12 protein-coding genes are annotated in these 13,030 nt (G+C 65.6%); 3 read left to right on the forward strand and 9 right to left on the reverse strand.

Annotation, left to right across the window (positions count from 1 at the left end; translation table 11 throughout):
* Positions 1–34: 34 nt before the first annotated feature.
* Positions 35–991 (reverse strand): LysR family transcriptional regulator, encoded by a 957-nt coding sequence (locus ACODSM_RS16600; protein ID WP_295940766.1) that lies wholly within the window; start codon positions 989–991, stop codon positions 35–37.
* Positions 992–1,166: 175 nt separating this feature from the next.
* Here ACODSM_RS16600 and ACODSM_RS16605 point away from each other — a divergent pair, with 175 nt between their 5' ends.
* The gene (locus ACODSM_RS16605) at positions 1,167–2,807 is read left to right on the forward strand and encodes an argininosuccinate lyase (protein ID WP_488806179.1); all 1,641 of its coding nucleotides are present in this window, start codon (positions 1,167–1,169) and stop codon (positions 2,805–2,807) included.
* A gap of 29 nt (positions 2,808–2,836) precedes the next feature.
* Here ACODSM_RS16605 and ACODSM_RS16610 read toward each other — a convergent pair whose 3' ends face one another.
* The gene (locus tag ACODSM_RS16610; RefSeq protein WP_488806181.1) at positions 2,837–3,247 is read right to left on the reverse strand and encodes a hypothetical protein; all 411 of its coding nucleotides are present in this window, start codon (positions 3,245–3,247) and stop codon (positions 2,837–2,839) included.
* Positions 3,248–3,363: 116 nt separating this feature from the next.
* Between ACODSM_RS16610 and ACODSM_RS16615 the strand changes: the two genes are divergently transcribed.
* Positions 3,364–4,245, forward strand: coding sequence for a LysR substrate-binding domain-containing protein (locus ACODSM_RS16615; RefSeq protein WP_488806183.1), 882 nt, complete (start codon positions 3,364–3,366; stop codon positions 4,243–4,245).
* 492 nt (positions 4,246–4,737) lie between these two features.
* A complete protein-coding gene (locus tag ACODSM_RS16620) occupies positions 4,738–5,109 on the forward strand; it encodes an HPF/RaiA family ribosome-associated protein (RefSeq protein ID WP_488806185.1) in 372 nt (123 codons plus the stop codon).
* Between the two features lie 98 nt (positions 5,110–5,207).
* Here ACODSM_RS16620 and ACODSM_RS16625 read toward each other — a convergent pair whose 3' ends face one another.
* From ACODSM_RS16625 to ACODSM_RS16655, 7 genes are all read right to left on the reverse strand, one after another.
* Positions 5,208–6,161 (reverse strand): CysB family HTH-type transcriptional regulator, encoded by a 954-nt coding sequence (locus ACODSM_RS16625; protein ID WP_488806187.1) that lies wholly within the window; start codon positions 6,159–6,161, stop codon positions 5,208–5,210.
* Between the two features lie 194 nt (positions 6,162–6,355).
* Positions 6,356–7,702, reverse strand: a complete 1,347-nt coding sequence (locus ACODSM_RS16630) for a sulfatase family protein (protein WP_488806189.1) — start codon at positions 7,700–7,702, stop codon at positions 6,356–6,358.
* A complete protein-coding gene (locus ACODSM_RS16635; protein ID WP_488806191.1) occupies positions 7,699–8,793 on the reverse strand; it encodes an ABC transporter substrate-binding protein in 1,095 nt (364 codons plus the stop codon). Before ACODSM_RS16635 ends, ACODSM_RS16630 begins: the two co-directional genes overlap by 4 nt.
* A 37-nt stretch (positions 8,794–8,830) precedes the next feature.
* Positions 8,831–9,664 (reverse strand): ABC transporter ATP-binding protein, encoded by an 834-nt coding sequence (locus ACODSM_RS16640; protein WP_488806193.1) that lies wholly within the window; start codon positions 9,662–9,664, stop codon positions 8,831–8,833.
* Between the two features lie 45 nt (positions 9,665–9,709).
* A complete protein-coding gene (locus tag ACODSM_RS16645) occupies positions 9,710–10,513 on the reverse strand; it encodes an ABC transporter permease (protein ID WP_488806195.1) in 804 nt (267 codons plus the stop codon).
* Between the two features lie 13 nt (positions 10,514–10,526).
* Positions 10,527–11,408 carry an ABC transporter permease gene (locus ACODSM_RS16650; RefSeq protein WP_488806197.1) on the reverse strand — a complete coding sequence of 294 codons (882 nt, stop codon included), beginning with the start codon at positions 11,406–11,408 and terminating at the stop codon, positions 10,527–10,529.
* Positions 11,409–11,693: 285 nt separating this feature from the next.
* Positions 11,694–12,800 carry an ABC transporter substrate-binding protein gene (locus tag ACODSM_RS16655; RefSeq protein ID WP_488806199.1) on the reverse strand — a complete coding sequence of 369 codons (1,107 nt, stop codon included), beginning with the start codon at positions 12,798–12,800 and terminating at the stop codon, positions 11,694–11,696.
* Positions 12,801–13,030: the final 230 nt, after the last annotated feature.

Below are 13,030 nucleotides of genomic sequence, written 5' to 3' on the forward strand. Positions count from 1 at the left end.
TGGTCGCGCCGCCGCAGCGTTTGGCTGACTGTCGTTAGTGACGCAGCCCGCCCCCAACGGCCAGCACATGCGTGATGAAGCTTTGACTCGGGTGGGTCTGGTGCGCCAGCACCTCCGCCTTGGCGAGGACGCCCAGGGGCCCCACCGCCTGCGAGTTACACGGTAACACCGCCAGCTCCCCACGCTGAACCAGCGGCCGGACCAGGCTGGCGGGCGCACAAGCCAGCATGTCGCTGTCGGCCAGCATGGCGTGCATGATCTCTGTGGATCGGCTCGACACGCGGCACAGCTCGGGCACGCCACCCAGTTCATCGAAGAGGCTCTCCACCTGCTGGGGGCCTAGCCCGGTCAGGGGTGGGGCCAGCCAACGCTGCGCCAGCAGCTCTGCGGCCGTGACGGTGGCCTGCCGGGTCAGAGGGTGCTGGGGGCGGCAGACCACCACAAACCCGTCCTGCAGCGCCGCACGAAAACCGAACCCCTGCGGCAACGGGCTCGGCTCCCGGCAGATGGCCAGGTCCAGCGTGCCTTCCTGAATGCTCTCCAGCAAATTGTCGATCGTGACCTCATGGACATCGATGGCTGCATCGGGATGCGCGGCGACGTAGGTCGGAATGGCCACCGTGAGCAGGCCGTTGATGCCCGCCGCGATGCTGCCAATGCGGATCAGCGCGGACGCAGCGCCCTGCTGCATCAGCGCCGCATTGCCTGCAGCCGCCTGCAGAGGGACCAGCGATGCGCGCAACAGCGGTAGCACCGCCTCTCCCAGGCGGGTCAAGCGCATGCCCTTGGAATGCCGCTCGAACAGGGGGCCGCCCAGGGAGCTTTCCAGTTCGACCAGCGCATGGGTCGCGGCGGGCTGGCTCAGGCCGATGGAGGAAGCCGCCCGGTGCAGGCTTTGCAGGTCGGCAATCGCAATGGCCAGTTGCAGGTGCTTGAGGCGCACCCGCCCCAGGATGCGGTTGAACAGGACGGAAGGCGTCAAATCTGGCATGGGCTATTCAGAAATTGAATTCACTTGAAAAACAAGCATTGGCCTTGCAGAGCCTGCTGTGGAAATATTCTGAGGCTGGCACGAGCAATGCCCGCGCCAAGCACATTCAATTAACGAATCTTATTCCCGCACCAGCCCGCCGCCGGCTGCGCGGGACGCCAGGAGACAAACCACCATGCCATTACCCCAGCACCAGCCCCTGCGCACCATCACCTTGCGCCCCACCCGCTTCCTGCTCGCCCCGGTCGTGAGCGCCATCCTGACCATGGGCCACGCACAAGCTGCAGACACCCTCGACACCGCCTGCAAGACCACGGCCGAATGCCAGGCGCAGGTCGCCAAGATCCAGGGTCTGGTCAAGGGGGACGCCACGAGCGCCTTGTCCAAGTCGCAGGACACCTTCTACTGGTTTGGCCGCATCAACATGGCGTCGACCGTGGTCAACGTGGAGCAAGGCATCATCCCCAAAGCCCAGGCAGGCCGCATTGCGCGGGGCGTGGAGTTGTCGATCACGCAGGCGACGGCCCCGGGTGGCAAGCGCCCCACAGATGTGCTGCAGGTCGAAAAAATCATCACGGACGCCGTGGGCCCCGAGGCCACGCTGATCCACACCGGGCGCAGCCGCCAGGACATCCACTCCACCCTGAATGCCGCGCAGTTGCGGCTGGAGATGCTGGACTTTGCCGACGCCCTGGACCAGGTGCGCGCGCGGCTCATCACCATCGCACAGGCGCACACCGCCACCTATGTGCCCGCCTACACCAACGGCGTGCAGGCCATGCCCATCAGCTATGGGCACTACCTGATGGCGTTTGCCGATTCGTTTGCGCGCGACTCGGCACGCATCCGCGAGGCCTACGCGCGCATCAACCTCAGCCCCATGGGCACGGCCGTGCTGGCCAACTCCAGCTGGAGTATCAACCGCGAGCGCATCGCACAGCTGCTGGGGTTTGACGGGCTCATCGTCAATTCGCTGGATGCGGGGCAGATCAGCACGTATGACATTCCCATCGAGGCCACCTCCATCGCCAGCTCCACCGCCATACGAGTGGGCGCGTTGATGCAGGATGTGCACACCCAGTACCACCAGACGCGGCCATGGCTGCTGCTGGCCAGCGGCAAGACCTACACCAGCAGCGCCATGCCGCAAAAGGCCAACCCCGGCATCATCCAGAACACCCGCGCCAAAGCCAGCGATGTGGTGGCGTCGGCCCAGGCATCGCTGTGGCGCGCCCATAACGTCACGCCCGGCATGATCGACTACAAGAACACCTGGAGCCCCGGCAGCGCCAAAACCTTTGTCCAGGGCGTGGAGATGCTGCAGCAGTTGGCCGATGTGCTGGACTCGCTGCGCATCGACCCGGCCCGCGCACTGGACGAACTGGAATCCGAATGGACCACGTCGATGGAGCTGGCCGAAACCCTGCAGCGCACCCATGCCATTCCGTTCCGGGTGGGCCATCACTTTGCGTCGGACGTGGTGGTGTACGCCAAGGAACGCAACATCCGGCCCAAGGACTTTCCGTACGCCGAAGCCGTGCGCATCTATCGCGAAGCGGGCAAAAAGTACGACATCAAGGACCAGCGCCTGCCGCTCACTGAAAAGGAATTTCGCCGCGCACTGTCCCCCGCCGAGATGGTGCTGACGCGCACCGGCACAGGCGGCCCCCAGCCCCAGGAGGTCGCGCGCATGGTGGCCGTCGCCAAGGACACGCTGGCCAAGGACCGCGCCTGGTCAGCCGAAGCCCGGCAGCGCCTGCTGACCGCAGAGGCCGCGCTGAACGCGGCGTTTGAGGGCGTGAAGTCGCTGCCCTGACGCTACCGCGGGCGCCCGGGTACCCCCACTCAGCGGGCCAACGCGGGCTGCGGGGTGCCGGGGCCACCGCCACGGCGTTGGGCCAGTGCGATGAGGATGTGAATGCCGGTCGCCAGTGCCACCAGCACCACGGCACCCAGCCCCCACAGCGCCCAGGCCAGGAAGGTCACCGCGCCTGCGAGAGCAGGCACCGCCTCCAGCACGGCCTGCACGATGAGGCCGGCCCAGGAGACCAGGGCCTCCCACTGGCCCATCAGTTCCGGGGGCATCCAGGCCTTGAGCCAGGCGGGCATCAAGATCACGTCCGCCACCGCGCTGCCCCCTGCCAGGGCGCCCGCGCTGGACACTACCCACACGGTGACTGCATGCAGGGCCCAGCACGCCAGCGACCACAGGGCCAGCAAGGCCAATGAGAGAAACCAGTTAATTGCGTAGAACATGCAAAACCTCCTTGAGTTGCGCAATGGGCAAGCGGTCAGTATGGGCAAACCGGCATGACATAGACACCAGCCCGGGCCGCACCTAGCATTCGGTTTTCTCGAACCTGAGGCCGTGCATGCTGAACTACCGCCACCTGTACTACTTCTGGATGGTTGCCAAGGAAGGCGGCTTTGCCCGGGCTGCAGACCGGCTGGAGATGGCCGTGCAGACCATCAGCGCCCAGGTGCGGGACCTGGAGAAGTCGCTGGGCCACCAGCTCCTCAAGCCCTCGGGGCGCGGTGTGGCGCTGACCGAAGCCGGGCAGGCCGCGTTCACCCGGGCCGAAGAGATTTTTCAACTGGGTCAGTACATTGAAGAAGAAGTGCGTGAGGCCGCCACAGCCCGTGTGGCGCGGTTGTCGGTGGGGCTGTCGGACGGCATCTCCAAGCTGGCAGCCCATGCGCTGCTGGAGCCGGTGCTGGCAACGCCCCATCTGCGGCTGGTGTGCCACGAGGGAGAGTCTGACGAACTGCTGTCCGAGCTGGCCCTGCACCAGTTAGACGCGGTGCTGGCCGGGCAGGCAGCGCCGCGCATCCCGCAGCAACGCCTGACCAGCGAACGCATCGCGCGCTCGCCGCTGCAGTGGTACGGACCAGCATCGCTGGTCAAGAAGGCGGCGCGCGACCGCTTTCCCCAGTCCCTGCAAGACTTGCCGGTGCTGCTGCCCACACACCACGCGCCGTTGCGTGCCACGCTGGATGCGTGGTTTCAAGACCTGGGTCTGCAGCCGCGCGTGGTGGGCGAGTTTGAGGACAGCGCCTTGCTGGCCGTCTTTGCAGCGCGGGGGCTGGGGGTGTTTCCGGTCAGCCGCCTGGGGGCGCAAGACGTGGGGCTGGTGCGAGGCCTGCGCCTGCTGGGCGATTGCCCCGCGCTTTTTGAGGAGGTGCATGCCATCTGGTCGCGCAGAGGTCAGCACCACCCGCTGGTGCGGCAGATGGTGGAGGCGTCTGCGCGGTAAGGCGGCAGCATCAAAGCAGCCCTGCTCGTATCGCCTGGGCGCAAGCTGCAGCTGCAGCAGCCGCTGCCGCCCTGCCCCACCTAACGGCGATAGCGCGAACGCGGCTGCCAGCCGTCCCGGTACTGCGTCTGGACCCGCAGCGGCACCGGAACGCGCCGCAGCGCTGGCACCGGCCCAACGGCAACACGAGACAGCCAGCGCGCGAGACGCTGGCGCAGAGTAGCAATGAGCGAAGGGATGGCAGACCAGAGATTCATGGATGGCTCCTTGTAGCGGTCGTTAGCAAGTGAACAGGAGCCTTGAATCTGCGGCCCCGCATCGCCATCAAAAAGCAGGTTTTCTATGAGCCTGACATCCAAAAATACGAAGATTCGCGCCAGGGGTCGAGCGCACCGAATGCACATGCTTTCCAAGCGCATCACGCAGAAAAAGCCTGCTGGCTGGCCGCGCCCCTGCGGGCTACGGTGTCACCTTCAACCCAGGAGATTGCCCATGCAGATTCTTGTCAGAACCCATCACCCCGAAGCAGCGCAACTGCGCGAGACGGTGGAGCGCCGCGTGCGATTTGCCTTCCGGCGGCTGCACGCCCTGGTGCCCCGTGCAGACATCAAATTGGATGACATCAATGGCCCCCGGGGCGGTGCAGACAAACGCTGCCAGATTGCCCTGCGCACCGACGGCGCAGGCCCGGTGGTGGTGTCGTCTGTGGCCAGGGACTGGCGCTGTGCGCTGGACGAAGCCCTGGCCAGTGCAGCACGCCATCTGCTGCGTGCCTGGCGCCGCCAGGCCACGCTCCGCCGGCCGCGCCGCCGCGACCGCACGGCGGGTGCTGAACACTCTGGCGCCACGGAGCAACCCATCTGAAATGTCACTGCCGCTCCATGGAGCAAAAGGCCCTTGCAATTCGCGGAAGTGGACCGCCCTGCCGCCCACCGGCTGGTGCGGTGCCCATCACTCAGCCATCACTTCCCCAGAAGGCTCCCGGGCTCAGCGCCCTGCGCCACGGCCTTTTGCACCACATCGCGGGTGAGCGTGGGCACAAAGCTTTCAATGAACTGGTAGGCATACCCGCGCAGCCAGGCGCCACGCCGCAGGCCCAGGCGGGTGAGATTGACCTCGAACAGATGGCCCGCGTCGATGAGCCGCAGGTGGCGGTCGCGCTCTTCATCGACCGCAATGGACGCGACGATGCCCACGCCCATGTCCAGCTCCACGTAGGTCTTGATCACGTCGGCGTCCATGGCGGTGAGCACGATGTCGGGCGCAATGCCTTCGCGCGCAAAGGCCTCGTCGATGTGCGCGCGGCCGGTGTAGCCCAGCTCGTAAGTGATGATGGGGTACTGCGCCAGCTGCTCCAGCGTCACCGGGCTAGGCAGGTCCAGCAGGCGATGGCCCGGCGGTACCACGATGCTGTGCGTCCAGCGGTAGCACGGCAGGGTGACCAGGGCGTCATAGCCAGCCAGGGCCTCGGTGGCCACGCCGATGTCGGCCTCGCCAGACAGCAGCATCTCTGCCACCTGGCGCGGCGAGCCCTGGTGTAGGTGCAGCGACACCTGCGGGAACAAGGCCCGAAAGTCGCGCACCACCTGGGGCAGCGCATACCGCGCCTGCGAGTGTGTGGCCGCGACCGACAGGCGGCCTTGCACACTGTCGCTGAAGTCCTGGCCAGCGCGCCTGAGGTTGTCGGCCTCCAGCAGCAGGCGCTCTACCGTGGGCAGCAGTACCTCGCCAGGCGGTGTCAGGCCCGTGAGGCGCTTGCCCGCCCGTACAAAAATCTCCACGCCCAGCTCTTCCTCCAGCTCGCGGATCTGGCGACTCACCCCGGGCTGCGAGGTGTGCAGGATGTGGGCCACTTCGGTCAGGTTGAAGCCCCGCCGCACGGTTTCGCGCACGGAGCGCAGTTGCTGAAAGTTCATGAATGAAAAGCCGGTCCCACAATGTCCATGTGACTGCCTCCTGCCAAGGCCCGCACTGGTGACGATCCCTTTGACACTCAGCCATAGGGCCCATCGGGCAGAGGGCTTGCAAATACTATGTTTTTGATAGCATCAAGCGCATATTCCACTAGCGCATCAGTCACTTTTCTTTGGCTTTCTGCCACACAGAGGCCTCACATGCCCCGCTGGCTCAGGTCGGGCACATAGCGGTCGGCCTGGATGTCGGGCGACAGGCCGTGGGTGATGACCTCGTCGGTGATGGGCAGGAACTGCGCATTCCACTGCTCCCACGCGGTGCGCAGACGCTCGAAGATTTGGGGGTGCTTGTGGCGCAGGTTCGCGCGCTCCAGCGTGTCGGCTTCCACGTCGAACAGAAACTCGTTGTCGTTGATGCGCAGGTACTTGAAGCGCCCCTCGCGCACCGCGCGCTGGCGCTGCGACTTGTAGCGCCAGAACAGCGTGCGCGGGTGCACGGGCGCATCGCCCAGCAGCACGGGCAGGATGTTCTCGCCGTCGGGCGGGTAGTCGGCATCAGGCGCCACGTCCGCAGCGGCCAGCAGCGTGGGCAGCCAGTCCATGGTGGCGGTGACCTGATCGCTCACCTGCGGCGCGATGCGCGCGGGCCAGCGCAACAACGTGGGCACGCGGATGCCGCCTTCGAGCAGCTCGGTCTTCTGGCCGGTGAAGGGCCAGGTCTTGGAAAATCGCTCGCCGCCGTTGTCGCTGGTGAACACCACGATGGTGTTGTCGGCCAGGCCTTGTGCCTTCAGGGCATCCAGCACCTGGCCCACCGCCTTGTCGAGCGAGCGCACCATGCGCGCGTAGGTGGCCAGGTTGCCGCCGTCGTAGTGAAACAGGTCCTTCAGGCCCAGCGATATTTCTTCGTCCTCCGGCCCCACCCAGGGCCAGTGGGGCGCGGTGAAGTGCAGCGACAAAAAGAACGGCTTGGCCGCGCTGCGCTCGCCGATCCAGCGCGTGGCCTCGTCGGCCAGCAGCTGGGTGTAGTAACCCACGCGCTCCACGGGCACTTCGCCTTCGTACAAATCGCGCGCCACGGCATCGCCCACACCGGGCTTGTGCGTGAAGTAGTCGATGGCACCGCCGTAGTTGCCAAAGAAGCGGTCGTAGCCACTCTTGAGCGGGCCGAATGTGGGCAGGCTGCCCAGGTGCCACTTGCCGATCAGCGCCGTGTCATAGCCCGCGTCGCGCAGCAGCGATGGCAGCGTGGGATGCTCCGGCGGCAGGCCGTGCACATGGGCCTTGCGCACCAGGGGTTCCTCCAGCCCGCCACGCAGGCGGTACTGGTAGCGCCCGGTGATCAGTGCAAAGCGCGTGGCCGAGCACACGGCCGAGTTGGCATAGGCCTGCGTGAAGCGCACGCCCTCGCCCGCCAGCGCATCGAGGTGCGGCGTGGTGAAGTCGGCCTGGCCGTACACGCTAAGGTCGGCCCAGCCCAGGTCGTCGGCCAGGATGAAGACGATGTTGGGCGCTTGGGTGAAAGCGGAGGCGGCGATGCTCATGCCGCCCCCTTGGCCTTGCCTGCGGCGTCGGTCTCGCGCCACTGCTTTTCGAGCTTGAGGTCCTTGACGGCTTGCTGCACAAACGCAGGCTGGAACCAGGCCTTCACATCAAAGGTCTGGCGGATCAGCCCCAGCTTGACGCCGTCATCCAGCACGCCCTGGTAGCCCGCGATGAAGCCTTCATCGAGCAGCGGCGAGTAGCGCGCATTGAGGTTGTCGCCCGCCAGTTCTTCGCGGAACGACAACTCCGGGTTGCCGCTGTTGTCGGCGTACAGCTTGATGAGCGCCTCGCGGTTGCCCTCTTGCGAAGACCAGTGGGCGGCCCGCACCAGTTGGGTCACCAGGCGCTGGGTGAGCTGCGGGTTTTGCGCGGCGAAATCCTCGGTGGCCAGGATGCCCGAGTTGATGGTGTAGTCCGGCCCCCGGCCCTTGGTGCTCAGCGCGATCTGCGCGCCCTGCGCCTTGAGCAGGAACAGATCCGAGCCGCCAAACGTGGCATCGATCTGCCCGGCCACTACGGCAGCCTTGGACGTGGGCCAGTCCATGTTGATGAGCTTCACGTCCTTTTCGGTCAGGCCCGCTGTGGCCAGCAGGTTGTCGAATGTGCGCTGGTAGGCCGTACCCTTTAGCACCGTGACCTTCTTGCCCTTGAGGTCGGCCACCGTCTTGATGTGCACGCCCGGCGCGGTGGCCAGGTAGCTGTTGCTGCCCCGGCCCGTGGCCGCGATGAAGCGGGTGGGCAGGCCGCGCGCGCGGCCAATCACAGCGGCCAGGTCGCCCAGCGAGACGATGTCGAGCTGCTTGGCCGACAGCGCCTCGTGCACCGCCGGACCTGCGCCGCGAAAGAAGTTCCACTCGATCTTGATGCCGTCCTTGGCAAATTCATCTTCCAGCCACTTGTTGGCCTGCAGCACCGCAAACACGCTGCCGCCGGGCGAAGGCTTGCCGGCGGTGCCCAGGTCGGGCGAGCCGATGCGGATGACCTTGGCAGGCGACTGGGCGCGCAGCACCAGAGGGGCGGCCAACGCGGCAGCGCCAGCCACCAGCAGCGAGCGGCGTGTGGAGAAAACAGAGGAGTTCTTTGGTGTCATGGGGAATCTCGGGAATCAGAAAAAGGAGAACAAAAAATCAAACGGCAAACTGCCACTGCGCAGCGGGTGCCAGCTGCTCGCCGCGCTTGAGCGGCGGCTCGGCCAGGTCGGCCGCCGGGTGGCCCGCAAACTCGCGCAGCACGCTGTCCTTGATGGCGGTGAACGCGTGCGAGGTCCGCTCGCGCGGATGGGGCAGCCCCACCGGCACAGTACGGCGGATGCGGCCAGGGCGCGGCTCCATCACCACCACGCGGTCGCCCAGGTACACGGCCTCTTCCACGTCGTGGGTCACCAAGATCATGGTGATGCCCTCTTGCTGCCAGATGCGGTGCAGCTCCTGCTGCAGGTGGGCGCGGGTCATGGCGTCGAGCGCGCCAAAGGGCTCGTCCAGCAGCAAGATGTCGGGCCGGTTGACCAGCGCCCGCGCAATGGCCACGCGCTGCGACATGCCGCCCGAGAGCTGGTGCGGGTAGGCTGTCTCAAACCCCTGCAGCCCCACCAGCGCAATGTGCTCGCGCACGGTGACGCGCTGCTGGCCTTCGGTCAGGCTGGAATTGAGCAGGCCCAGCGCCACGTTTTTCTCGACCGTGAGCCAGGGAAACAGGCGGTGCTCCTGGAACACGATGCCCCGGTTGAGGCTGGTGCCCACAATGCGCTGGCCGTTGAGCAGGATCTCGCCCTGATAGTCCCCCTCCAACCCAATGACTAGGCGTAGCAGCGTGGACTTGCCACAGCCACTCGACCCCACGATGCTCACGAACTCGCCGGGCTCGATGGTGAGATTGATGTCCTGCAGCACAGGCAGGGCTTCGCCCTTGACCTCGTACTGCTTGTTCAGGCCGCGAATGGCCAGGGTGCCGGCGTGTGCCATGTTGATTTCCTTGTGTTCGTATGCGTATGCGATGCGTTAGCGGCATCAGTACCTGGCGATCGTGCGGTCGCGCCAGGCCAGCAGGCGCTTTTCCAGCGCGCCCAGCAGCGCGTTCAGTGCAAAGCCCACCAGGCCCACCACCACCACGCCAAACAGCACCAGGTCCATCCAGAAGTGCTCGCGCCCGTCGATGAGCGTGTTGCCAATGCCTTTGCCCGAGGCCAGCAGGTATTCGGCCCCCAGCGTGGCCAGCCAGCTGTAGATGAGCGACAGCTGGATGCCGGTGAACAGCGAGGGCGCGGCAGCAGGCGCCACCACCCGGCGCAACGTTTGCCACACGCTGAACTCGTACACGCGGGCCACCTCCAGGTATTCGCGCGGCACGCTGCGCAGGCCCTCCAGCGTGTTGAGCACCACGGGGAAGAACGCGGCCATGGCCACAAAGGCGATCTTGGCGGCATCGCCCAGGCCAAACCACATCGACAGCATCGGAATCCACGCAAACAGCGAGATCTGCTTGAGCGTGTGGAAGGTGGGCCCCACCAGCCGCTCGGCCCAGCGCGACCAGCCCAGCAGCGCCCCCACCGCCAGCCCGACGCTGGCGCCAATACCAAAGCCCCAGGCCATGCGCCACAGGCTGGCCGACAAGGCCACCCACAGTTCACCGCTCGTGACCTGGCCCACGCCCCGCTGCCACACGGCCAGCGGCGATACCAGCAAGGGCGAATCAGACGCACCCGAGGCCACCACCGCCCACCACACCGCCAGGATCAGCACAGGCAGCACCCAGCCCCGCAGGCGTGGGGGCACTTTGTGGAACAGGTTGCGTTGCACGTTCACAGAAGACATTCGCGTACCCCTTTCACAGACCCGGCTTGCGCCAGCGCAGCAGCCACGCCTCGGACACGGCCAGCAGCTTGTCGATCACAAAACCCACGATGCCCACGGCCAGCACGGCGGCCAGCACCACGTCCAGCTGAAAGAGCTGGCGGCCATAGACGATGAGAAACCCGATGCCCTCGGACGACGCCAGCAGCTCCACCACCACCAGCGCCAGCCAGGCATGGGTGAGCCCATAGCGCACGCCGTTCCAGATAGGCGCCGTGGCCGCCGGAAACACCACCTTGCGCAGCATTTGCCAGCGGGTAAAGCCATACACACGCGCCACCTCCACCAGCCGGTTGGGCACGTTCTGGATGCCCTGGCAGGTGTTGATGGCCACGGGCACCAGCGCAGCCTTAGCGATCAGCAAAAACTTCAATGCCTCATCGATGCCCACCACCAGAATCAGCAGCGGAAGCCAGCCGATCACCGGCACCTGGCTGAACGCCTTGAACAGCGGAAACACGTAGTCGCGGAAGGTGGGCGACAGGCCCATGGCACCGCCCAGCAGCAGGCCCAGCGACAGGCCAATGCCAAAGCCCGCAAACACGCGGACCATGCTGATGCGCAGGTGGTCCCACAGCTCGCCGCTGGCCAGCAGCTCACCAAACACCTTGAACACGGCAGCGGGCGGAGGCAGCACCTGCTCGGGAACCCAGCCCCACACGGCGGACAACTGCCACAGTGCCAGCACGGCCAGCGGAAAAGGCCAGGCCCAGAGCGAGCGACCTGCCCAAGCCCACGAGGCCTTGTTTCTCAAGATCGCAACGCGGCGCGCAGGCACCTTCGGCAGCGGCTCCAACGGGTGCATGGGGCTGGAAGGCCCGGCCGCGTTCAGTGCGGGTATCGCCATCTTTTGCATGTCCTTTCGGGTGGAAAAAGTGCTACTGCCCAGGGCTGGGCGGGCAACTTCAATAACAACCAAAAGAAATGTAAAAGACGTTTGTTATAAAAATAAATGGTTAATACTCATATGCAATGACAAAGATGTTTGCGGCATGAGCAGCGGTGCAGACGCTATGAGCAGGGCCAGACGCAGGCACAAAAAAACCCGCCGGGCACTGGGTGCCGGCGGGTTGCAAAGGGCGGTTTTCACCGGCCCGGTCCCCCTACCTAGGATTCAATCCTTCTGGCGCAGAGCCCACTACTAGGGCGCGGCTGCCAAGTCCCCGTTGGCGCCATACACGGGCCAGTAAGCCTCCAGCTTCAGTTCCTTGAGCGCAGCGTTCAGGTAGCGGCGGTCAAACCAGCTGTCGATCTCGGGCTTCTTGCGGATCAGCTTGAGCTTGAACGCCTCGTCGGCCGCGTCCTTGTAGCGCGCCACCAGAAACGGGTCGAGCAGCGGCGACAGGCGCACACGCAGCGGCTGGCCGATGAAGTCTTCACGCCACACCTTCTCGGGGTACTCGGCCTTGCCCCATTGCGCAAACAGGTCGGCGCGGCGGTTTTCGTCGGAGTATTTGTGGGCGTACTGCACCACGGTCTTGACCACACGCTCCACCGCCTTGGGGTGGCGGGCGGCGAAGTCGTCGGTCACCAGCAGCGCTGTCTGGCGGGTGTACTTGTACGAGTCTTCGGCGGCCGACCACACCACTTTGGCCAGCCCCTGGTCGCGCAGTTTGAAGAAGCCCACGTAGCCAAAAGCGGCGTCAATGTCTTTGCTCACCAACGCGGCCTCGGCACTGGGCAGGTCCAGGTTGACCAGCTTCACATCACGTTCGCTCAGACCCTTGTCGGCCAGCGCACGCACGGCGGCCAGGTGCAGGTTGGTGCCCTTGAACACCGCCACCTTGCGGCCTTTGAGGTCTTCGATGCGCCGGATGTTGGAATCCGGCGGCACTGCCAAGTACAGGCCGGTACGCACGCCGCTGCCTAGGATCATCTTGGTCTTTACATCGCTGGCGCGGTGCACGATGGAAGGCAAATCGCCCTGCCATGCAAAGTCCAATTGCTTGTTGACCAGCGCCTCGTTCACGGCGGGGCCTGCGCCCTTGAAGAAAGTCCACTGCACCTTCACGCCGTCTTTCTTGAACTCTTCTTCCAGCGCGCCATCGGTGTAGGCCAGCGCGGCCGACGTGCCGCCGTGGCGCACGGGGTCGCTGCCCACGCCGCCGGTGGCTACGCCAATGCGGACCACCTTCAGCGGCTCTGCCGTCTGTGCAGCGGCGCTGCCCGCCCACAGGCCCAGCGCCAAGGCAGCTCCGGCTGCGGTCAAGGCCTTGCGGCGGGTGGTATTCCAGGGTGTTTTTGTCATGGGTGTCGATCTTTCGTAGGGGTTGCGTTGGGACGGTGCACGGGCCACGCCCTGCACCTGTCGAGCCCCACTCTAGGCACGCCCGGCAATGCGGCCAACGACCAAAAACAGATATCCAAATGCGCAAGCGCCCTACCCGCTCGCCTGACTGCAGCGCCTGTTTTTCCAACTATCGATATGCAAACAGCTTCGTTGGTGTGCAGCGCTTGCAGTGTCCCAATGGCATGGCC

Source organism: Acidovorax sp. FG42 (assembly GCF_057809195.1).